The organism is Vicinamibacterales bacterium, assembly GCA_036504215.1.
In the GTDB taxonomy this organism is placed as follows: domain Bacteria; phylum Acidobacteriota; class Vicinamibacteria; order Vicinamibacterales; family Fen-181; genus FEN-299.
In genome coordinates, this window is the sequence record DASXVO010000061.1 from 1 (window position 1) to 21,997 (window position 21,997).

Annotated in this window: 20 protein-coding genes, 1 tRNA gene and 1 pseudogene; 17 read left to right on the forward strand and 5 right to left on the reverse strand. The window is 65.5% G+C overall.

Annotated features, from left to right (window positions below):
• The 12 genes and pseudogenes from tuf to VGK32_18585 all read left to right on the forward strand — a co-directional run.
• Window positions 1–154, forward strand: a 154-nt coding sequence (gene tuf, locus VGK32_18530) for an elongation factor Tu (GenBank protein HEY3383764.1), incomplete at its 5' end; no start/stop codon positions are given.
• Window positions 155–279: 125 nt separating this feature from the next.
• Window positions 280–429 carry a 50S ribosomal protein L33 gene (gene rpmG, locus VGK32_18535; GenBank protein ID HEY3383765.1) on the forward strand — a complete coding sequence of 50 codons (150 nt, stop codon included), beginning with the start codon at window positions 280–282 and terminating at the stop codon, window positions 427–429.
• 5 nt (window positions 430–434) lie between these two features.
• A tRNA-Trp gene (locus VGK32_18540) sits at window positions 435–510 on the forward strand.
• A 121-nt stretch (window positions 511–631) separates the two neighbouring features.
• Window positions 632–880, forward strand: a complete 249-nt coding sequence (secE, locus tag VGK32_18545; GenBank protein ID HEY3383766.1) for a preprotein translocase subunit SecE — start codon at window positions 632–634, stop codon at window positions 878–880.
• On the forward strand, window positions 877–1,419 hold the full coding sequence (gene nusG, locus VGK32_18550; GenBank protein HEY3383767.1) for a transcription termination/antitermination protein NusG: 543 nt from the start codon (window positions 877–879) through the stop codon (window positions 1,417–1,419). The genes secE and nusG overlap by 4 nt, the downstream gene beginning before the upstream one ends.
• 75 nt (window positions 1,420–1,494) lie before the next feature.
• Window positions 1,495–1,920: a 50S ribosomal protein L11 gene (gene rplK, locus VGK32_18555; GenBank protein ID HEY3383768.1), complete on the forward strand. Its 426-nt coding sequence runs from the start codon at window positions 1,495–1,497 to the stop codon at window positions 1,918–1,920.
• A gap of 161 nt (window positions 1,921–2,081) precedes the next feature.
• Window positions 2,082–2,786 (forward strand): 50S ribosomal protein L1, encoded by a 705-nt coding sequence (gene rplA / locus VGK32_18560; protein ID HEY3383769.1) that lies wholly within the window; start codon window positions 2,082–2,084, stop codon window positions 2,784–2,786.
• 13 nt (window positions 2,787–2,799) lie between these two features.
• A complete protein-coding gene (rplJ, locus tag VGK32_18565) occupies window positions 2,800–3,327 on the forward strand; it encodes a 50S ribosomal protein L10 (GenBank protein ID HEY3383770.1) in 528 nt (175 codons plus the stop codon).
• Between the two features lie 110 nt (window positions 3,328–3,437).
• Window positions 3,438–3,824: a 50S ribosomal protein L7/L12 gene (rplL, locus tag VGK32_18570; protein HEY3383771.1), complete on the forward strand. Its 387-nt coding sequence runs from the start codon at window positions 3,438–3,440 to the stop codon at window positions 3,822–3,824.
• A 132-nt stretch (window positions 3,825–3,956) separates the two neighbouring features.
• Window positions 3,957–8,192: pseudogene (rpoB, locus tag VGK32_18575) on the forward strand (DNA-directed RNA polymerase subunit beta).
• Window positions 8,193–8,267: 75 nt separating this feature from the next.
• A complete protein-coding gene (gene rpoC, locus VGK32_18580; GenBank protein ID HEY3383772.1) occupies window positions 8,268–12,476 on the forward strand; it encodes a DNA-directed RNA polymerase subunit beta' in 4,209 nt (1,402 codons plus the stop codon).
• A gap of 209 nt (window positions 12,477–12,685) precedes the next feature.
• Window positions 12,686–13,438, forward strand: coding sequence for an alpha/beta hydrolase (locus VGK32_18585; GenBank protein HEY3383773.1), 753 nt, complete (start codon window positions 12,686–12,688; stop codon window positions 13,436–13,438).
• Window positions 13,439–13,448: 10 nt separating this feature from the next.
• Here the strand turns inward: VGK32_18585 and VGK32_18590 are convergent, their stop codons facing one another.
• From VGK32_18590 to VGK32_18600, 3 genes are all read right to left on the reverse strand, one after another.
• The gene (locus tag VGK32_18590) at window positions 13,449–14,357 is read right to left on the reverse strand and encodes a DUF4097 family beta strand repeat-containing protein (GenBank protein HEY3383774.1); all 909 of its coding nucleotides are present in this window, start codon (window positions 14,355–14,357) and stop codon (window positions 13,449–13,451) included.
• Window positions 14,358–14,380: 23 nt separating this feature from the next.
• Entirely contained in the window at window positions 14,381–14,776 is a 396-nt protein-coding gene (locus VGK32_18595; protein HEY3383775.1) for a hypothetical protein, read from the reverse strand.
• 314 nt (window positions 14,777–15,090) lie between these two features.
• Window positions 15,091–15,651 carry an RNA polymerase sigma factor gene (locus VGK32_18600; GenBank protein HEY3383776.1) on the reverse strand — a complete coding sequence of 187 codons (561 nt, stop codon included), beginning with the start codon at window positions 15,649–15,651 and terminating at the stop codon, window positions 15,091–15,093.
• Between the two features lie 236 nt (window positions 15,652–15,887).
• On the opposite strand from VGK32_18600, the gene VGK32_18605 reads away from it, so the two are divergent.
• Both VGK32_18605 and VGK32_18610 read left to right on the forward strand, forming a co-directional pair.
• Window positions 15,888–17,348 (forward strand): hypothetical protein, encoded by a 1,461-nt coding sequence (locus VGK32_18605; protein HEY3383777.1) that lies wholly within the window; start codon window positions 15,888–15,890, stop codon window positions 17,346–17,348.
• Window positions 17,349–17,534: 186 nt separating this feature from the next.
• Window positions 17,535–18,023, forward strand: coding sequence for a PaaI family thioesterase (locus VGK32_18610; protein HEY3383778.1), 489 nt, complete (start codon window positions 17,535–17,537; stop codon window positions 18,021–18,023).
• Here the strand turns inward: VGK32_18610 and VGK32_18615 are convergent.
• Window positions 18,020–19,195, reverse strand: a complete 1,176-nt coding sequence (locus VGK32_18615; protein ID HEY3383779.1) for a cache domain-containing protein — start codon at window positions 19,193–19,195, stop codon at window positions 18,020–18,022. The two genes, VGK32_18610 and VGK32_18615, sit on opposite strands and share 4 nt — an antisense overlap.
• Before the next feature lie 114 nt (window positions 19,196–19,309).
• Window positions 19,310–19,495, reverse strand: a complete 186-nt coding sequence (locus VGK32_18620; GenBank protein HEY3383780.1) for a hypothetical protein — start codon at window positions 19,493–19,495, stop codon at window positions 19,310–19,312.
• Between the two features lie 223 nt (window positions 19,496–19,718).
• Here VGK32_18620 and VGK32_18625 point away from each other — a divergent pair, with 223 nt between their 5' ends.
• From VGK32_18625 to VGK32_18635, 3 genes are all read left to right on the forward strand, one after another.
• Complete coding sequence (locus tag VGK32_18625) at window positions 19,719–20,909, forward strand: sigma 54-interacting transcriptional regulator (GenBank protein HEY3383781.1); 1,191 nt, start codon at window positions 19,719–19,721, stop codon at window positions 20,907–20,909.
• 75 nt (window positions 20,910–20,984) lie between these two features.
• Window positions 20,985–21,386 (forward strand): FxLYD domain-containing protein, encoded by a 402-nt coding sequence (locus VGK32_18630; protein HEY3383782.1) that lies wholly within the window; start codon window positions 20,985–20,987, stop codon window positions 21,384–21,386.
• Between the two features lie 290 nt (window positions 21,387–21,676).
• The gene (locus tag VGK32_18635) at window positions 21,677–21,982 is read left to right on the forward strand and encodes an NHLP leader peptide family RiPP precursor (protein ID HEY3383783.1); all 306 of its coding nucleotides are present in this window, start codon (window positions 21,677–21,679) and stop codon (window positions 21,980–21,982) included.
• Window positions 21,983–21,997 lie beyond the last annotated feature (15 nt).

The window sequence follows — 21,997 nt, forward strand, 5'->3', positions numbered from 1 at the left end:
GCCGGAGGGCGTGGAGATGGTGATGCCGGGCGACAGCACGAGCATCCGGGCGGAACTGATCACGCCGGTCGCGATCGAGAAGGGCTCGAAGTTCGCCATCCGCGAAGGCGGACGCACGGTGGGCGCGGGCACGGTGACGGAAATCCTGGAATAGGCGGAGATTCAGGCGCAGGGGCGGTTCGCGAACCGCCCGTACCAGGCGTCAGGACCGGGCGGTGCCCGAATCCCGAATCCTGAATCCCGGCCCCTGTTAGAGACCGAAGCGAGCGAGTAGCAGTTATGCGTGACATCATCATCCTGGCGTGCACCGGGTGCAAGCGCCGGAACTACAACACGACGAAGAACAAGAAGAAGACGACCGAGCGTCTCGAGCTCAAGAAGTTCTGCCCGTTCTGCCGCACGCACACGGCGCATCGGGAGACGAAGTAGCGCACAGGCCAGTAGCTCAACTGGAAGAGCACCGGTCTCCAAAACCGGGGGTTGGGGGTTCGATCCCCTCCTGGCCTGCCACTTACGTCGGGCAGGGATCGGGGATCAGGGCTCAGGGTTCAGGGACAGCCCCCTGACCCCTGATTCCTGACCCCTGATCCCCTGACTCGTTTTGAAACGCTAGGAACCGGCGGTGAAGACCGTGGCCATCATCGATAACGTCAAGGATGCCGGCGGCAATGTCACTGGATGGATGGGGAATTTCCGGACGTTCCTCACCGAGGTCCGCAACGAGCTCAAGCGCGTCACCTGGCCTTCCCGCAAGGAAGTCTACGCCACGACGCTCGTCGTGATTCTCACCTCGATCTTCTTCGGTCTCTACCTCTTCGCGCTGGACGGTGTGTTCAACATCGGAATCCAGTGGATCTTCAAACGATTTGGTGTGGCATGACCGACGACCGGACGAAACAGTGGTACATCGTCCACACCTACTCGGGGTTCGAGAAGAAGGTGTCCGAATCGCTCCGTCAGCGTGTACAGGCGTACGGGCTGCAGGACGAAATCGGTGAAATCCTCATTCCGACCGAAGTGGTGGTGGAGATGCGCGGTGGGCGCAAGGTCGAGACGCCCAAGCGCTTCTTCCCCGGCTACATCCTGGTCGAAATGCACATGTCCGACAACGCCTGGCACGTGGTGAAGAACACCCCGAAGGTCACGGGCTTTGTCGGCGCCGGCGCACGGCCCACGCCGCTCACCCGCGAGGAGGTCGACCAGATCCTCCTCCAGGTGACGGCCGCGGCGGAGAAGCCGAAGCCGAAGTACTCGTTCGAGAAGGGCGAGCGCGTTCGGATCAACGAGGGGCCGTTCACGAGTTTCGAGGGCATCATCGACGAGGTGAATGCCGACCGCAACACGTTGAAGGTCATGGTCACCATCTTCGGCCGGGCGACGCCGGTCGAACTGGATTTCATGCAGGTGGAGAAGGTCTAGAAGGGGCGGGTCTCGTGCCTGCCCGTGCATGGGCGGCCACGAGGGCCGCCCTACGGAATCGTTGGGACAGGACTTATGGCCAAGAAAATTCAGGCGGTGGTGAAGCTCCAGATTGCGGCGGGCAAGGCAACGCCCGCGCCGCCGGTCGGCACGGCGCTCGGCCCGCACGGGCTGAACATCATGGACTTCTGCAAGAACTTCAACGCGAAGACCGCCAAGGACGAGGGGCTCATCATTCCCGTCGTGGTCACGGTCTACGCCGACCGGAGCTACACCTTCATCACGAAGACGCCTCCGGCCGCGGTCCTGTTGAAGCGGGCCGCCAACATCGCGAAGGGGTCGGCCGAACCGAACAAGAACAAGGTTGGAACCGTCACCGCGAAGCAGGTCGAGGACATCGCCAAGCTGAAGATGCCGGACCTGAACGCCGAGAGCCTCGATGCCGCCGTCAAGACGGTGTCCGGCACGGCGCGGTCGATGGGGTTGGACGTCATTGGGTGACCGATGGGCGGGCGCCAGGCCCGAGCCTTCGATGATGGCGACACGGTCGGCGTAGGGGAGGCGCTTGCGGCCGCCCGGACACACCGGTCGTTGTGGCATGGTGTCGGGAATCACGCGTGGGAGGGTCCGACGGTCGGGCCCGTTGACCACAGGGAGGGTCGATGAGGAAAGCGGGGAAGAAGTTCACCGCCGCGAAGGCGGAGGTGGGCGACCGGCAGTTCAATCTCGACGAAGCCGTGCCGCTCGCCCAGAAGGTCAAGTTCGCGAAATTCGACGAGACGGTCGAAATCGCATTCCGGCTCGGCGTGGATCCGAAGCACGCCGACCAGATGGTGCGCGGCACCGTCGTCCTGCCGCACGGCCTCGGCAAGACCAAGAAGGTGCTCGCGATTGCTGGCGGCGAGAAGCAGAAGGAAGCCCAGGAGGCTGGCGCCGACATCGTGGCCGGCGAGGAGATCGTCGAGAAGATCCAGGGTGGCTTCATGGACTTCGAGGCCGTCGTCGCCACCCCGGACATGATGAAGTCGGTCGGGCGCCTGGGAAAGGTTCTCGGCCCGCGCGGTCTGATGCCGAACCCCAAGACCGGCACGGTGACCTTCGACATCGGCAAGGCTGTTCGCGAGATCAAGGCCGGCAAGGTGGAGTTCCGCGTGGACAAGACCGGCATCGTGCACGCGCCGGTCGGCAAGGCCTCATTCCCGACCCAGAACCTGCTGCAGAACGCCACCGCGCTGGTGGAGGCGATCGTGAAGGCGAAGCCGGCGGCGGCCAAGGGCAAGTACCTGAAGAGCATCGTCCTCTCGACGACGATGGGGCCGGCGATCAAGATCGATACGGCCAGCGTCGAGTTGGCGATGAGGAAGTAGGGGTGCAGCAGTCATGGCATTGACCAGAAACGAAAAGACGGCCGCGGTCGAGCAGTTCGCCTCCGCGTTGCAGAACGTGGACAGCGCGATCCTGTTCGACTACAAGGGCCTGAACGTACCCCAGGTGACCGAACTCCGGCGTCAGGTTCGCGCGGCGAAGGGGCAGTACCGCGTCGTCAAGAACACGCTGGCCCGGCGCGCGCTGAAGGGCACCGAATTCGAGCCGCTCGTGGAGTTCTTCCAGGGGACGACGGCGATTGTCTACACCCGGACCGATCCGGTGGCGCTCGCCAAGACACTGACGACGTTCGCGAAGACGGCCCCGGCGCTCACGATCAAGGCGGCGGTGGTCCAGGGACGGAAGATTCAGGCTGCGGAGGTGACCGAGCTGGCGGCGCTGCCGGGCAGGCCGGAGTTGTACGCGAAGCTGCTGTTCCTCCTCAATGCACCGATGGTACGCCTCGTCACGGTCCTCAACGCGGCCCCACAGGCGCTGTTGAACGTGCTCACGCAGGCAGAGAAGAAAAAGGGCGAGGCATAGCACTTGGCGGGTCGACGACCCGCCCTACACCGCAGGGCTCCGGTCCTGCACCCGTAGGGCGGACCACACCGGTCCGCCAATGGGTCTTCAATTGAGCGAGGAGAACTGACATGTCGGAACTGAATCAGCAGCAGGTCATCGATTACATCAAGGGCATCAGCGTCCTCGAGCTGTCGCAGCTCGTGAAGGCCCTGGAGACCGAACTCGGCGTGTCCGCGGCGGCGGCGATGCCGATGATGATGCCCGCGGGCGGCGGCGCGGCGGCGGCGGCCCCGGTCGAGGAGAAGACCGAGTTCAACGTGATCCTGACCGAGGTGGGCGACAAGAAGATCAACGTCATCAAGGTGGTCCGCGAGGTCACGAGCCTCGGGCTGAAGGAAGCCAAGGACCTGGTCGAGGGCGCTCCGAAGCCGATCAAGGAAGGCGTGCCCAAGGACGAGGCCCAGGCGATCCGCAAGAAGTTCGAAGAGGTCGGCGCAAAGGTCGAGATCAAGTAGTCGACCCGCGTCCCTTCCGCTGCAGAGTTGCAGCGTCCCGATCGAGCGGCTTCAGGCCGCAGCCTGCGGCCTGAAGCGCGGCCATCCGTCGCGCCCCGTCCGGCGGGGTGCTGTAGTTGGGATCTTCACAGGATGTACAGCCTTCCCAAGAACGTATACCGAGAGCGCATCGACTTCTCGAAGATCAAGACGACGGTTCCAATCCCGAACCTCATCGAGATCCAGAAGAACTCGTACGAGCGCTTTCTCCAGATGAACCGCCTGCCGTCCGAGCGCGAGGACGCGGGGTTGCAGTCGGTCTTCAAGTCGGTGTTTCCGATCTCCGACTTCCGGGAGAACTCGTCGCTCGAGTTCATCGAGTACTCGATCGGGAACTGGGAGTGCAAGTGCGGCAAGCTCGTCGGGCTGCACCACTTGCGCAAGCCGTGCGCCAACTGCGGAGCGACGCTGGTGGCCGATCCGTTCGGCGACCGGGAAGTGCTCTGTCCCCGCTGCGGACGCGCCAACGAGGCGAGGGGCGACGCCTGCGACATCTGCGGACAGACCGTCGGGTTGAAGCTGAAGTACGACGTGGACGAGTGCCAGGAGCGCGGCATGACCTACGCCGTGCCGCTGAAGGTCACGATCCGGCTCGTCGTCTGGAACAAGGACCCCGAGACCGGCGTGAAGACCATCCGGGACATCAAGGAGCAGGAGGTCTACTTCGGCGACATCCCGCTGATGACGGAGAACGGCACCTTCATCATCAACGGGACCGAACGGGTCATCGTCTCGCAGTTGCACCGTTCGCCGGGCGCGTTCTTCCACTCCGAGGACAAGACCCTCTACATCGCGCAGATCATCCCGTACCGCGGGTCGTGGGTCGAGTTCGAGTTCGACGCGAAGAACCTGCTCTACGTCCGGATCGACCGCAAGCGGAAGTTCCCGGCCACGGTGTTCCTGCGCGCCCTCGGGCTCCAGAGCACCGAGGAGATCATTCGGAATTTCTACACCGTCGATCGGCTGTACCTCAAACCGAGCGTCTACTGGACGGTCAACGAGAGCCTGGTCGGCCTGCGCGCCGGCGAGGACATCGAGATCAAGGGCTCGGACATCGTCATCCACAAGGGGAAGAAGATCACCAACTCGGCGGTCGGCGCGCTGCGGAAGGCGGGCGTCGAGGCCGTGCGGATCGACGATGCCGAACTCGAAGGTGCGTTCGCGGCGCAGGATGTCATCGACACGGCGACGGGCGAGGTGTTGATCCAGGCGAACGAGGAACTGACCGCGCGGCAGCTCACGATCCTCCAGGAGAAGGGCGTCGAGCGCATCGACATCTTCTTCCCCGAGCGCGACGAGATCGGCTCGATCATCTCGCAGACGCTGCGCAAGGACACGATCCAGAACCACGTCCAGGCGCTCGTCGAGATCTACCGGCGCCTCCGGCCGGGCGACCCGCCGACCGAGGACAGTTCGCGGTCGCTGTTCGAGAACATGTTCTTCAACCCGCAGAAGTACGACTTCTCGCGCGTCGGCCGGTTGAAGCTGAACACGAAGCTCAGCCTGAACACGCCGCTCGACGAGAAGATCCTGCACCCGCAGGACTTCTACGAGGTCATCAAGTTCCTGCTGAAGCTGCGGCGGAACCCGGCGGCCGTGGACGACATCGACCACCTGGGCAACCGGCGCGTCCGCTCGGTCGGCGAGCTCCTCGAGAACCAGTTCCGCATCGGGCTGGTCCGGATGGAGCGTGCGATCAAGGAGAAGATGTCGGTCTACCAGGAAATGGCGACCGCCATGCCCCACGACCTGATCAACGCGAAGCCGGTCATGGCCGCGATTCGCGAGTTCTTCGGGTCGTCGCAGCTGTCGCAGTTCATGGACCAGACCAACCCGCTGTCCGAGGTGACGCACAAGCGGCGCCTGTCGGCCCTCGGGCCCGGCGGCCTGTCGCGCGAGCGCGCCGGGTTTGAGGTGCGCGACGTGCACCCGACGCACTACGGGCGCATCTGCCCGATTGAGACGCCGGAAGGCCCGAACATCGGGTTGATCTCGTCGCTGTCGTGCTACTCGCGGATCAACGAGTTCGGCTTCATCGAGTCGCCCTACCGGAAGGTGAAGGACGGCAAGGTGACCGACTACGTGCTGATCGCGGCAGCCGGCGGAACGAAGTTCAAGGCCGGCGAGGTTATCGAGGTCGCTGACGCCGAGGAAGAGAACAACCAGGCCAAGACCAAGCGCCGCAAGCTCGCCGAATGGGAGCCCTACTCCTTCTACCTGTCCGCGTGGGAGGAAGACCAGTACGTGATCGCGCAGGCGAACGTCGAGCTCGCTCCCGACGGCCGGCTCAAGCAGGAGCGGGTCAACGCGCGCAAGGAGGGGAACTTCATCCTGGCGCCGCGGGAAACCGTGCAGTACATCGACGTGTCGCCCAAGCAGCTCGTGTCCGTCGCGGCATCGCTCATCCCGTTCCTCGAGCACGACGACGCAAACCGCGCGCTGATGGGCTCGAACATGCAGCGACAGGCGGTGCCGCTGCTCCGCGCCCGCGCGCCGTTCGTCGGCACGGGGATGGAGTACATCACGGCCCGTGACTCGGGCGCCGTCGTGGTGGCCCGGCGGTCGGGCTCGGTGGACTACGTCGACAGCCAGCGCGTGGTCGTGCGCGTGCATGGCGAGGACGGCGATGCCAGCAAGGAAATGGGCGCTGACATCTACAACCTCACCAAGTTCAAGCGCTCGAACCAGAACACCTGCATCAGCCAGAAGCCGATCGTGAAGGTCGAGCAGCGGGTGGTGAAGGGACAGGTGCTGGCCGACGGGCCCTGCACCGAGCTCGGCGAGCTCGCGCTCGGCCGCAACGTGCTGGTCGCGTTCATGCCGTGGCGCGGGTACAACTTCGAGGACGCCATTCTCGTCTCCGAACGGATGGTGAAGGACGACTACTACACCTCCATCCACATCGAGGAGTTCGAGATCGAGGCGCGGGACACGAAGCTCGGGCCCGAGGAAATCACGCGGGACATCCCGAACGTGCCCGAGAGCGCGCTGAAGGACCTCGACGACAGCGGCATCATCCGGATCGGCGCCTACGTCAAGTCGGGCGACATCCTGGTCGGCAAGGTCACGCCGAAGGGCGAGACGCAGCTGACGCCGGAAGAGAAGCTGCTGCGCGCCATCTTCGGAGAGAAGGCCGGCGACGTCCGCGACGCCTCGCTGGTCTGCCCTCCCGGCATCGAGGGCATCGTCGTTGGCGTGAAGATCTTCTCCAGGAAGGGCATCGAGAAGGACGAGCGAGCCAAGTCTATCGAGCAGGACGAGCTCGACATGATGGAGAAGAACCTGCAGGACGAGGTCCGCATCCTTCACGACGAGGTGAAGAAGCGGATGGTCCAGACACTGCAGGGCCAGGTTCTCCGCTCCGACCTGTACGACGAGTACGGTCGCGAGAAGATCCTGCGCAAGGGGACGGAGCTGACACTCGAGGTCCTGCAGGGGCTGCTGTACGACCAGATGATCCGGGTGAAGGTGAACTCCGACGACCCGCGGCTCCAGGACGACCTCCGCGACCTCGAGGAGCGTACCGAGCGGCAGGTGGAGGTCATCCGCCAGCTGTTCGAGGAGAAGAAGGAGAAGATCCGCCGCGGCGACGAACTGCCGCCGGGGGTCATCAAGCTCGTCAAGACCTACGTGGCGATGAAGCGCAAGCTCTCGGTCGGCGACAAGATGGCCGGTCGCCACGGGAACAAGGGCGTCATCGCGCGCATCCTCCCCGAGGAGGACATGCCGCACCTGCCCGATGGCACGCCGGTCGAGATCGTCCTCAATCCGCTGGGCGTTCCGTCGCGCATGAACGTCGGGCAGATCCTCGAGACCCACCTTGGATGGGCCGCCCAGGCGCTCGGCCTCCACTTCGCGACGCCGGTCTTCGACGGCGCGACCGAGGACGAGATCAAGACGTGGCTCCTGAAGGGCGGCCATCCGAAGTCCGGCAAGACGCGGTTGTTCGACGGCATGACGGGCGAGGCGTTCGAGCAGGAGGTGACGGTGGGCTACATCTACATGCTCAAGCTGTCGCACCTGGTCGACGACAAGATTCACGCGCGGTCCATCGGGCCGTACTCGCTCATCACACAGCAGCCGCTCGGCGGCAAGGCGCAGTTCGGCGGCCAGCGGTTCGGAGAGATGGAAGTGTGGGCGCTCGAGGCCTACGGCGCGGCGCACATCCTGCAGGAGCTTCTCACCGCGAAGTCGGACGACGTCACCGGACGCGCGAAGATCTATGAAGCGATCGTCAAGGGTGACGCCTCGTTCACGCCGGGCTTGCCCGAGTCGTTCAACGTGCTCATCCGTGAACTGCAGTCGCTCTGCCTCGACGTGGAGTTGATCCCGCTGAAGAAGCGGCCGCAGCCGCCGGCACCGCCGCCCGCGACCCCGGTGCTGGAGGAAGCGTAGGACACCCTTATGAAACCAAGTTTTCACGACAAGGGCGCGCTGATGGCGGACTTCGACGCCATCCGCATCAGCTTGGCGTCACCCGAGCGGATTCTGTCGTGGTCGCACGGCGAGGTCACCAAGCCGGAGACGATCAACTACAGGACCTTCAAACCGGAACGGGACGGCCTGTTCTGCGCGAAGATCTTCGGGCCGATCACCGACTGGGAGTGCTTGTGCGGCAAGTACAAGCGCATGAAGCACCGCGGCGTCGTCTGCGACAAGTGCGGCGTTGAAGTCACCCAGGCCAAGGTGCGGCGCGAGCGCCTCGGGCACATCACGCTCGCGACGCCGGTGAGCCACGTGTGGTTCTTCAAGGGGCTCCCGAGCCGCATCGGCCACCTCCTGGACATCTCGCTGCGTGACCTCGAGCGGATCCTGTACTTCGAGGCCTACGTCGTGGTCGAGCCGGGCGACACCGACCTCAAGCAGAACCAGCTCCTCACCGAGGAGTTGTACCGCAAGGCTCGCGAGGACTACGGCCCCGGCGCGTTCCGGGCGCAGATGGGGGCCGAGGCGATCAAGGAACTCCTCCGGCGCGTCGACGTCGAGCAGCTCGCCACCGAGATGCGCGAGAAGATGCGCAAGGAGACGTCGGCGCAGAAGCAGCTGAAATTCGCCAAGCGCCTGCGCGTCGTGGACTCGTTCCGGAAGTCGAGCAACAGGCCCGAGTGGATGATCCTGGACGTCATCCCGGTCATTCCGCCGGAACTGCGACCGCTCGTGCCGCTCGACGGCGGCCGGTTCGCGACCTCCGACCTCAACGACCTGTACCGCAGGGTCATCAACCGGAACAACCGGTTGAAGAAACTGATCGAACTGAAGGCGCCCGATGTCATCATCCGCAACGAGAAGCGGATCCTGCAGGAAGCCGTCGACGCGCTGTTCGACAACGGCCGGCGCGGCCGCGTTCTGCGCGGCGCCAACAACCGCCCGCTCAAGTCACTGTCCGACACGCTGAAGGGCAAGCAGGGACGCTTCCGCCAGAACCTGCTCGGCAAGCGCGTCGACTACTCGGGCCGTTCGGTCATCGTCGTCGGGCCGGAACTGAAGCTGAATCAGTGCGGCCTGCCGAAGAAGATGGCGCTCGAGCTGTTCAAGCCGTTCATCTACAACAAGCTCGAGCAGCGCGGCCTCGTCGCGACGATCAAGCAGGCCAAGGAGATGGTCGAGAAGGCCAGCCCCGAGGTCTGGGACGTGCTCGAAGAGGTGATTCAGGAACACCCGGTCCTCCTCAACCGCGCACCCACGCTGCATCGGCTGGGCATCCAGGCGTTCCAGCCGGTGCTGGTCGAAGGTAAGGCGATCCGGATTCACCCGCTCGTCTGCACGGCGTTCAACGCGGACTTCGACGGCGACCAGATGGCGGTGCACATCCCGCTGTCGCCCGAAGCCCAGATCGAAGCGTCGGTGCTGATGATGTCGTCGAACAACATCCTCTCACCGGCCAACGGCGCGCCGATCGCGATCCCGTCGCAGGACATCGTGCTCGGCTGCTACTACCTGACCAAGGCGAGGCCGAACGCGAAGGGCGAGGGGCGCGCCTTCGGCAACGCCGAGGATGTCGGGCTGGCGCTGCAGGCCGGCGAGGTGGAGACGCTCACGCCGATCCGCCTGCGGTACAGCGGCGCGCTGATGGATCTGTCGGCCATGCAGCGTGACGATCAGGACGTGCTGCACGCCGACATCCAGCAGGTCCAGAACCGGATCGTCAACACGACCGTCGGCCGCGTCCTGTTCAACGATGCGCTGCCCAAGCAGATTCCGTACGTGAACGGGCTGCTCAAGCGCAAGGGGCTCCAGCAGCTCGTGAACCGGTGCTACCTCGACTTCGGGCACCAGCTCACGGTCGAGATGCTGGACAGCCTCAAGAACCTGGGCTTCCACTACGCGACCCGCTCGGGCCTGTCGATCGGTATCGACGACCTGGTCATCCCGCGGGAGAAGCCGGCGCTCGTGGACGCCGCCCGCGAAGAGGTCATCAAGGTCGAGCAACAGTACCTCGAAGGCGCGATTACCAACGGCGAGCGCTACAACAAGGTCATCGCCATCTGGTCGGACGTCACCGAGAAGATCGCCGATGAGATGTTCACCGAGATGGGCGAGATGGACACCGAGGGGCGGAGCTTCAACGCCGTCTACATCATGGCCGACTCCGGCGCGCGCGGATCGAAACAGCAGATCCGCCAGCTGGCCGGCATGCGGGGCCTGATGGCCAAGCCGTCCGGTGAAATCATCGAGACGCCGATCACGTCGAACTTCCGTGAAGGCCTCACGGTGCTGCAGTACTTCATCTCGACGCACGGCGCCCGCAAGGGGCTGGCCGACACGGCGCTCAAGACCGCCGACTCGGGCTACCTCACACGCCGGCTCGTCGACGTGGCGCAGGACGTGATCATCTCCGAGCCGGACTGCGGCACGCTGGACGGCATCGAGGCGAAGGCGATCATCGAGAGCGGCGAGATCATCGAGGCGCTTCGCGACCGTATCGTCGGCCGCGTGTCGCTCGAGAAGATCGTCGACCCGGTGACCAACGAATCGATCGTCGACGCGAACGAGGAAATCACCGAGGACCTCGCCTCCAAGGTGCAGGACGCGGGCGTCGAAAAGGCGAAAATCCGGTCGGTGCTGACCTGCGCGTCGCGACGCGGGGTGTGCGCGCGCTGCTACGGCCGCGACCTCGCCTCCGGCAAGTTGGTCGAACTCGGCCAGGCGGTCGGCGTCATCGCCGCCCAGTCGATCGGCGAGCCGGGCACACAGCTCACGATGCGGACGTTCCACATCGGCGGCACGGCGTCGCGCGTCACCGAGCAGTCGACGCAGGAAGCCAAGAACGCCGGGACGGTTCGCTTCCAGGGACTCCAGGTGGTCGAGGGCCGGAGCGGTCTGGTCGTCATGAACCGCACCGGGTCGCTCGTCGTGCAGGACTCGAAGGGCCGTGACAAGGAGCGGTTCCCGATCGTCTACGGCGCGCGCTTGAAGGTGAGGGACGGCCAGCACGTCGAGCCGGGCCAGGTCCTGGTCGAGTGGGACCCGTACACGTCGTCGATCCTCACCGAAGAGGGCGGCGTCGTCCGGTTCAAGGACATCATCGAGGGCGTCACGGTCCACGAGGACACGGACGAAGTCACCGGCCTGTCGCGCTACATCATCGTGGATTCGCCGGATGAGAAGAAGCAGCCTGCGGTCGAAATCCGCAAGGCCGACGGCAAGACGGTCCTGCGAAAGTACCACATGCCGTCACGCGCCCACCTCATGATCAGCGACGGCGAGACGGTCGAGCCGGGCCAGGTCCTCGCGAAGATCCCGCGCGAGACGACGAAGACCAAGGACATCACGGGCGGCCTGCCGCGCGTGGTCGAACTGTTCGAGGCCCGCAAGCCGCGCGACCCGGCGGTCATCAGCGAGATCGACGGCATCGTGAAGTACGGGCCGACGGTCAAGGGGCTCCGCAAGATCCAGATCGTGCCCGACGAGCCGGGCGCCGAGGATCGCGAGTACTCGGTCCCGCGCGGCGTGCACGTGAACGTCCAGGAAGGCGAGCACGTCCGGGCGGGCGACCCGCTGATGGATGGTCCGCGGAACCCGCACGACATCCTCAGCGTGCTCGGCGAGAAGGAACTGCAGGCGTACCTGGTCAACGAAATCCAGGAGGTCTACCGGCTCCAGGGCGTGAACATCAACGACAAGCACATCGAGGTCATCTCCCGGCAGATGATGCGGTGGGTGAAGGTCGAGAAGGAAGTCGGCGACACCGAGTTCCTGATCGACGAGGTCGTCGACAAGTTCCGCTTCCTCGAGGAGAACGAACGCGTGCTGTCCGAGGGCGGTCGTCCCGCCGAGGGCCGGCCGATTCTCCTCGGCATCACCAAGGCGTCGCTGTCGACCGAGTCGTTCATCTCCGCGGCCTCCTTCCAGGAGACGACGCGGGTGCTCACCGAGGCCTCGATTTCGGGCAAGGTGGACTACCTGCGCGGCCTGAAGGAGAACGTGACGATGGGCCGGCTCATCCCGGCGGGCACGGGCTTCGAGTACTACCGCTCCGTGCGGATCCCGCCGGACGAGCCGCCGCCTCCGCCGCCGCCGACCGAGGAAGAACTCGCCCTCGAACGGGAGATGGAGTACTTCGTCGAGCCCGAGGAAGGCGTGCTGCCGAGGGGCGGGGATGTTGGAGAATAGTGTCAGTCGGAACTGACGCAGTCAGTCGATGCACGAGATAGCCAGTCGGTTCAGGGGCGAGGGTCGCAGGATCTTCGCCCCTTACGTTTGTACTGTGCGACCCGTCGGGCGGTGCCGTCGCGGTCGAGGCGCGCCCGCGCGGGCGATCCATCCCCGGTGACGTCGCGTCTTGGGTTCGTCCCTGCCGGGTGTTGCGGTATGCCACAGGCATGAAGAGCTTCTTCGTCCACAACGGCGGGGTCGCCGTGCACGTGCTGGACAACGGCGTCGAATCGCCCGCGACGCCGTCGTTGCTGGTGGTGGGCGGGCTGTGGGAGCCCGCCGAGCGGGCGATTCCGCTGCTGTCCGGGTTGCGGAGCCACACGGTGGCGCTGAGCTTCCGCGGACGGGGCTTGAGTTCGACTCCGCCCGCCGGCTACGACCTCGCCGACCACCTGTCCGACATTCACGCGGTCGTACAGCACTGCGGGCTCCGGGAGTACTGCGTTCTGGGCTTCTCGCGAGGCGCATCCTACGCGCTCGGCTGGACCCTCGAGCACCAGCGGGAGATGCGCGGCCTCATCCTCGTCGACCAGCCTCCGGTGCATCAGCGGCCCGGGCCGGGGTACGTCGAGTTCTGGTCGAACCTCGTCTACCTCGGCGTGCCGGTGCTCAATTTCATGCGGCGTGCGGCGCTCGAAGGGCTCGAGCGCGAGGCGATGGCGGTGGACTTCTCGGCGCGGCTGTCGGAGTTGCAGATTCCCGTCACCGTCTTCGTCGGTCGGAATGCGGGTGCCGGGATTCCGTCCGATCTCCCGGACGATGCGGTCAAGCTCTATGCGAGGACGATCCCGTCGTGTCGGATCGTCGAGTTTCCACGCTCCGGGCACATGATCCCGGACGAGGAACAAGAGAGGTACATCGCAGCGGTCGCGGCGTTTGTCGAGAAGGTCGGACGAAATCACTCAGGGAGAGGGATCTGACGAAGGTCGGTCAGCGCCGGCGTGCCGGACGCTCGGTGCGACCCCTGATGGTGATCGTGCCCGTGAAGGTCTCCAGGTCCAGTCGGGACGCGCCGGTTCCAAGGACGAAGCTGAACCGCTTGCTGCGGGCGGCCGCGCTCGGTAGCTCCACCGCCAATCTGGCCCGGAAGACCCCCTGGTACGCGCGAACGTTCACCGAGACGCTGGCCTGCGGGTCGAGCGAGACGTCGATTCCGCCACTGTGGGTGGCGAACTGGTATCGCCCGCCAGGCGTCATCGTGCCGTCCCAACTGATGTCCCCGCCGACGGTGCTGACCTCGACCGTCGCACCCTCGACCCGCTCGAGCGTGACCTCACCGTTCACGGTCTCGGCGACGAGATCGCCCTTCACCCCGGTCGCCCGGATTCCACCCTCGTTGACGGCGTGCAACTCGACCCGCCCGCGCCCGTCGTCGAGCGACACCTGACCGTCCACGGACTTCAGCACGATCGTGCCGGCGCCGCCGACGACCTTGATGTCGCCGCGGACGGTCTCGGCGGTCACATCTCCTCGTGTCCCTTCGATTGACACGTCGAGATACGTGCCGCCGACGGTGATGGCCATCCACGAGGGCACGTCGATCGTGAAGTCGATCGCGTGAGGGGCCCCACCAGCGGCTCGCGTCCGGACGGTCAAGGCGTCCCGAGCCGTGGCGATCTCGATCGTGTCCAACCGGAAGTGCGTCGCCCTGACCCGGACGGCATCCTTGTCCCAGGCGCGAACCACGACCTCGCCACCGAAGAGCCGGACGTCGAGCCGCGTGCCTTTCGACACCGGGACCGTGCGATCGAACTCGGCGGCCGGCGCGGCTCCGGCGGCGCCAACCACGAGCGCCACAGCCGCCACCAACTGCGTCAACCGCATTCCGGTCATCTGCATCAGCGTCGAACCCCGATCTTGGATCAGTTGCTGCCGCCCGCGGCCAGCGTCGCCGCCTGCCGGAGCACCTCGAGCTTCTGTTCCCGCGCCGCCTTGAACCGCCGCTGCAGGTGCGAGTCTCCGGGCTGCTGCGACAATGCCTTCCTGTAGTCCGCGATCGCGACATCGAGCCGGGCCAGATTCCTCTCGAGATCCACCACGACGTGCGGGTCGTAGGTCAGATGAGTACGGACGACGCGCTGGAGTCCTGCGATTTCGACCTCGTATTCACGGTCGGCGGCCGTCGGCGGCGTGGCCACCTGTGAGACGGATATTGTGTCGGTCGTGTCTTCGCCGGCGGGAGCGCGCCGGAGCCACCAGCCAAGCGTCGCGGCGCAAGCCAGGACGACGGCCGCTGCGGCGGCCAGCGCTGGCGCCATCCACCGCGGTCTCCTTCGCACCTCTTTCGGGCGGCCGACTGCCGTCGGAACGGCGATCGTCGCGCGAGGGGTCAGGCGGCGTGCGACGGCTGGCCACAGGTCCGTTGTCGGCTCGGAGTCAGCACGCATCCGACCCCCACGAGCCGAAACCTGTCGCAGTTCGTCCAGTACCGTCCGGCACTCGCTGCAGGTCGACAGGTGTTCTTCGACCTGGCGACACTCCTCCGCCTCGAGTAGTTCCCGATCGAGATACTCGGACAGGCGGTCACGCCACTGATGACAGTCCGCCGTGCCGCCTCGTCCGTCCTGCCCCTTCATGGTTTCCTCGGCTCCAGGCTCCGGGTTCCAGGCGCCGGGCCGGCGCCCAGGTGCTGCCTGAGGATCATCCGTGCCCGATGCAGTTGCCCCTTCGAGGTTCCGGAGGTAATGCCAACGAGCGCCGCCACCTCGCGGTGCTTGTAGCCCTCCACGTCGTGGAGCATGAACACCTGCCGCGCGCCTTCCGGCAGCCGCTCGACCGCTGCCTCGAAGTCTATGCCGAATCCGGCGATTTGCGGCGCGGCCACCGCACCATCGACCGCCTGCTCATCGTCAGCCTCGTGGCGCTGCCGTCGGGCGTGGACCCGCTGGTACTCGAGCACCAGGTTGACCGCCAGACGATGAAGCCAGGTGCCGAACTGGGATTCGCCGCGAAAGGTGTGGATCTTCTCCCAGGCGCGCACGAACACATCCTGGGTCAGCTCGTCGACCGCCTCGGACCCGGCCATCCGGCGTACGAGACCATGGATCCGCGACACGTGGCGGCGGTAGAGACGTTCGAACGCACGCTCGTCGCCTTCACAGGTCAAGGCGACGTCGGCGCGCTCGTCGCTCATTCCCTCCACGGTCCACGGTTCAGTCAGGCATACCTCGCTTCGGCTGAGACTCTCGTCCCTCTGCCGGATTAGATGTCGGACCCGGGCCCTGGGTTGGAACCCTCTCCCAACCCTTCGGAGGGAACGGCCATCCAAGAAGTTGATGACGAACGTTGTTCGAGCAGGCCGCCCCCATTTCAGTTGCCAGCCGGAGGAATGTGGGCGAATCTTCACCTCTCGTTGAAAGGTACGACGCCATGTTGAGACAGAGACTGATACTGACGGTATTCGTGGTTACGGCGATGGGCCGTCTTGCGGTGGGCCAGGCGCCGGGTGCCACTGCCGTCGGCCCCGTGCGGGGCGAGTGGACGGCCCAGGTCTTCAGCGACGAGATCCACCTTCAGTTGAGGACGGGGGATGTGGAACGCCGCCGCGAACAGGATAGTCGATGGCGGGGCGAATGGAACTTCGGCCAGTCCTACCCGCTGGCGGCCCTCGCCGGGCTCCCGAGCGGTGGCGAGCACCTGACGGCGGAGAACATCCAGTTCGAGATGAGCCGCGAGGCAGGCACGCTGCACTTCCAGGGCAGCTTCAGGGAGGGCCGCGGCGCGGGGTTGTTCAGCTTCAGTCCGCGCGCCGCGTACGAAGGTGAGATGAAGGCGCTCGGCTACACGCTCACCGACCAATCGGCGGCCGGGTCGTTCCGCATGGCGGCGTTCGACATCGGACCGCGCCTCATCGGGGAGCTCAAGTCTCTCGGCTTTGCGAACCTCCCGCTCGACATGGTCGTGCGGATGCGCACCCACGGCGCCGGCACCGAGTACATCAAGGAACTGCGGGCGCTCGGCTATCGAGACCTCACCGCCGAGACGATTGTCCGCGCACGCGACCACGGCGCGACGGCCTCCTACGTGCGCGACCTCCAGGCGGCCGGCTACAAGGATCTGCCGCTCGATCAGGTCATCCGGGTGCGGGATCACGGCGTGACCAAGGAGGTCATCGAGGCGTATCGAGCCGCCGGCTACAAGGACCTGCCTCTGGACCAGCTCGTCCGTACGCGGGATCACGGCGTGACCAAGGAGTACATCGAAGCGCTGACGGCAAGTGGTTACAAGGGGCTCCCGCTCGACCAGATCGTTCGCATCAGGGACCACGGCGTGACGAAGTCGTTCATCGATGAGATGGCAGCGGCCGGCTACAAAGGGCTGACGATCGACGAACTGGTCGATGCGCGCGACCACGGGGTCACGCCGGAATTCAGCCGCGAGCTGAAAGCCATGGGCTTCGCCGTGCCACCGCTGGAGGGTCTCCGCCGACTGCGGGACCGCGGGTTGACTCCCTCCTACATCCGAGACCTTCGCTCGCTCGGCTACGACAAGCTGACACTCGACGAGTGCGTGATGCTCCGTGAGCGGGGCGTGACGTCCGGCTACATCAAGGAACTGGCCGGCCATGGCTACCAGAAGCTCCCGGTGGCCGACTTGGTGGAACTGCGCGAGCACGGCGTGACGCCGGACTACGTCGCCGACCTGAAGGATCTCGGGTACAAGTCGCTGTCGGTCAGCGAACTCGTCCGTCTTCGCGATCACGGCATCGGCCCGAGTTTCATTCGCCGGGTGCAGGAGCACGGCTACAAGAACGTCTCCCCAGACGAGTTGATTCGCCTCCGGTCGCAGGGCATCGTCAGGAACGACAGCCACTCTCCGCGGAGTCGCTGAGGGTGTCGGATTCGAGGGTCGGGCGGGGAGTTCGGGGACCGGCGCGCCGGTCGGGGACGCTGGGGCCGAGGTTGCTGATCGCGCCTGGAGTTGTTACGATCAGTGGTCGTTCGTGCCCCGTGGTTTCGGTCTTCGGCTCGCACTCCCATGCCCAACCCAGTGACTCGCAAGCAACCCAACTCACGGATGTGCCTCGTCTGCGGCCTCAAGAACGACGGCGGCCTGAATGCGTCGTTCTACGAAACCGGCCGAGGTGAGCTCGTTGCGCTGTTCACCCCTCGCGACGAGCATCAGAGTTACCCCGGACGCCTCCACGGCGGCATGATCACCGCGATTCTCGACGAGACCATCGGGCGCGCGATCATGATGAAGTACGAGGAGGAGGTGTGGGGCGTGACCGTCGAATTCACCACGCGCTTCAAGAAGCCGGTTCCGCTGGGCGTCGAGTTGCGGGTGGTCGGACGGATCGTGAGCGAGGCCGGACGCCAGTTCGAAGGCACCGGGGAAGTGCTGCTGCCGGACGGTGAGGTGGCCGCCACCGGCGTCGGCAAGTACGTCAAGCTGCCGCTCGACCGGATCGCGGACTTCGATGCCGAGGTACAAGAATGGCGTGTGGTCCGCACCGACGCGGACCCGGCGGAGATTGCGCTTCCGGACGCGAACTCCCAAACCTAGACAGTTTCCTTCACTGGCTCTTCTTCGGCTTCGGCCTCCTCCGGTTCCTCCATGCGGTGGACGTGGGGGTGCCGCACGAGGTGCATGTCCATCTCAGCCGATTCGGTCGGGGCGGCCAGGCGCACCGAGTACCACAGAGCGAACAGAACGACCGCGAGCGCGGTGAGGCCGAGCACGACCAGCAACGACGTGGCTTCGGCCCGCACCGGAGCAAAGAGTTCTTCGTCGGCCTGTGAGACCGCGACGAGCCAGTTGAGATGCGGGTAGCTTGCCTTGAGCTGGCTCGCGGCCACACCGACCAGACGGGCGGAGCCGTCAGCCGCTGTGGCGCCGAAGTGCAGCGGCCCCTGCGGCTGGCCCTGCTGGATGGCGGCCAGCCGTTCACGAAGCATGTCGGCCGCGAAGAAACGGGCGTTCGCGGCGATCGGACGGAGGCCCAGCACGAACGAGCCATCCTCGTGGAGCAGGACCGCATCGCCCGTCTGTCCCATCCTCACGCCGCCCAATAGCGCGCCGACCTCTCGAATATCGGCCACCGCCTTCAGCACGCCGACCACCGACCCACCCGCCGGATCCTCGACCGGGGCCACGATCTCGATGCCCCAGCTCCGCGAGCTGTCGTCATACCGCGCGTCCCCCACGACCAGATGGCCGCGGACGCCATCGCCGAACCCCTCCCGCCACCATGGTTCGTCGGATTGCAGGTAGTTGCTGGTCGTGCCTGAGGCCGCCACGAGGCGGCCGTACCGATCCGTCAGCAGGAGTTCGCGATAGATCGGATTGATCGCCGCGACGTCCGCGAGGAAGCCCGAGGTCTTGTTTCCGAGGATCGCCCGGACGGTCGGCGGGGGTGCGCCCGCTTGCTGCCAGTCGCGGTCGTACACCAGCGCGGCGTTGCGATCGAACGCCTGCCGGCTGTCCGCGGCCGCAGCGTCACGCACCTGGGGAATGCGAGCCAGCACCGTGGCATCGATGATGCGGCGGTAGACGTAGGCATCGACGGAGGCGGCCGTCTGGTCCGCCACCTGGCGAAGGTGGAGACCCCACGCGTCCCGCAGGCGTGCCTGGCCGACGCCGAGCACCAGGTAGCTGGCCACGACCAGCATCCCGAGGCCGACGACCAGGAACGCCGTAAAAACACGAAGATTCATCCGGAGAGTGGCAGGGCGCACGTCGTCCCTCCTTGTGGGATCCGAGGGAAAAGGGACCCGTACGAGGCAAGAGCGTGTCTCCAATGTCGAACTGGAGACGGCCCCTGTCAAGGGGTGCGACCGCCGGAAGCTCGACTATTCGTAGCGGAGCGCCCTCAGCAGGTCCGCCGCCGTGACGCGGCGCGCGGGCAGATAGCAGGCGATCGCCGCCACGACAGTCAGCAGGACCGCCACCCCGACGATGGTCGTCGGATCGTGGGCCGCCACCACCCCGATGGCGAGGCCGGCGAACACGGGCCGCAGTCCCTGCACCACCAGCATCTGTTGCACGTCTCCGGGGCGCGCGCCGAGCGCCCTATCTTCGTCCCCTTGCACGGATTTGGCGTCGAGAGGATAATGGCGCGTTGCCGACCTAGTCTGGGTGTTGTGGCTCGCCGGGAACCCGGTTGGCCGTGTTCGAGGACCGAGGTGCGCCATGGCCCTCTCCACCGGTCAGGACCCTCGTGGTTCTCGCGTCCGAGGACTCCCTGGGACAGTTCTGCACATGCCGAGTGTTGGGAACCCTGACCTGCTCCGGCCGTTGCCGCATACGCGCCCGCTGGGATTCCCAGACAGGCTGCCGCCCGATCCGTCATCCACCATCCATGGTGCGTACAGCGAGGTCGCGCTTCGCGCCCGACACCTCGCGATCGAGGAGTGGGGAGCGGGGCGGGCCGTGGACATGATCGGACAGCACCCGAGCTTCGTGGGCCTTCTCGCGCGCCTGCAGAAGGTCGCGGCCTACGACGAACCCGTGCTCATTACCGGGGAGAGTGGAACCGGCAAGGAGTCACTCGCACAGGCCATCTACCTGCTGAGCCCGCGACGAACGAAGCCCTACGTCTCTGTGAACTGCCCGCAGTACCAGGACGGCAACCTCACGGTCAGCGAACTGTTCGGGCACCGGAAGGGCAGCTTCACCGGCGCCATTGCCGATCGCAAGGGCTGCTTCGAGACCGGCGACGGCGGGGTCGTATTCCTCGACGAGATTGCGGATCTGCACATGAGCGCGCAGGTCATGTTGCTGCGCGCACTCGCGTCCGGGGAGTTCCAACCGCTCGGTGCCGACTTCCGCACGACGGTGAACGTCAGGGTTGTGGCGGCCACCAACCGTCCGCTCGAGCAGTTGATGGTGGCGCAGCAGTTCCGCCACGACCTGTTCTTCCGGCTGCACTACTTCATGCTCAAGGTGCCACCGCTGCGCGAGCGCGGCGACGACTGGCTGTTCCTGCTGGACTACGCGCTCTTCCGCCTCCATCAGAAGTACGGCGTGGCGAAGAAGTTCTCCCGAGAGTCGCTCGACCTGCTGACGCCGTACCACTGGCCCGGCAACGTGCGCCAGGTGATCAGCGTGGCGACGATGGGATATGCGCTGGCCGACGGCGACACGATCAACCCACCCGATTTCGAGGCGCAACTCGGCTTCGGCGGCCTGAGCCGCGACGACTCGGCCGACGATCTGTTCGAGCGCGTGGTCGTCGGTGGCGGGGATTTCTGGACGGCGATCCACACGCCGTTCATGGAACGGGAACTCAACCGCTCGCAGGTGCGGGCGTTCGTGAAGAAAGGGCTTGCGGAGACTCGTGGCAGTTACCGTGACCTCCTGGTGCTTCTGCGCATCCCGACGTCCGACTACCAGCGGTTCATGGATTTTCTGCGGCATCACGACTTGAAACCCGACGGCGACGTCCGGTAATTGCGGCTGGTCTGAAAGCGCTTGCTTTCTGCCGCCGTTGGGCTTATAAACCAGACCACTGCGAGGGAGCCAACCATGATCCAAGTTGCGCGTCTGGCGTGTGCGACGGCCGCAGCCCTCGTCGCTGCAGTGGCGATAACGGCCTGCAGCCAGGTGACCGGCCCCTCGTTGACCGTCTCCATCGAGACGCGGCAGCTGGCGCCATCGTCCACCGCGGTGGCGAATGCGGATACGATCTGCTGTTGCCACGTGCGGGGAACGGTCAAGAACACGTCCTCCATTCCCGTGCACGTCGACATCCGGTTCCACGTCAAGGATTCGAGCGGCAACGATTTCACAGCGCTCGACTGGGTGCGCGACATCCCGGCGGGCGGGTCGAAGCCCTACGACGCAGCCGGCATCATCGCGCCGTGCAAACAGGTGACCACGATCACCAACGATCCGCTCGCGTACGGCCTTTACTCGTTGCCCAACTGACGCCGAGCCGGTCCCGCCCGTCACGTCATCTACTTGCGATACGACGACCGTGGCTCCGTACGCCGTCGCGCCGCGGCCTCCGACCTGCGGCCGATTACAGCTTGCTGGAGGTGGGGCGCGCCAGAATGGCGCCCCGCCTCCAAAGTCGAGGCTGTCGGCACGCTGACACAGGATATCCATAGGGCTTTCTCGACATTGCAGATGGGCACGCCAGTTGCTATGGGTCTGTCCGACATCGCGGCTGGATTCAGCCGTCAAACCCCCAACCATGTTATGCGTGGAGGTGAAGCATGACCGTTACCCGTGGACAGCTGCTGGACAAAATCGTTGAGCAGGCAGAGAGCAACCCGAAGTACTACGATCAGCTCGTCAAGGATCCGCGTGGCTTGATGTCCCGTCAGCTCGGGACCGCGATCCCGAACAACGTCAACATCAAGGTCATCGAGGAGACGGCTGACACGTACTACTTGGTGCTGCCCTACAAGCCCAAGGAAGGCGCCGAACTGAGCGATTCGGATCTCGAGAAGGTCGCCGGCGGATTCCTGGACAAGACCTGCCAGGACAGCGTCCTGTCCACCGTGGTCAACCTGGGCTAGCCTCGCACGTTCTGG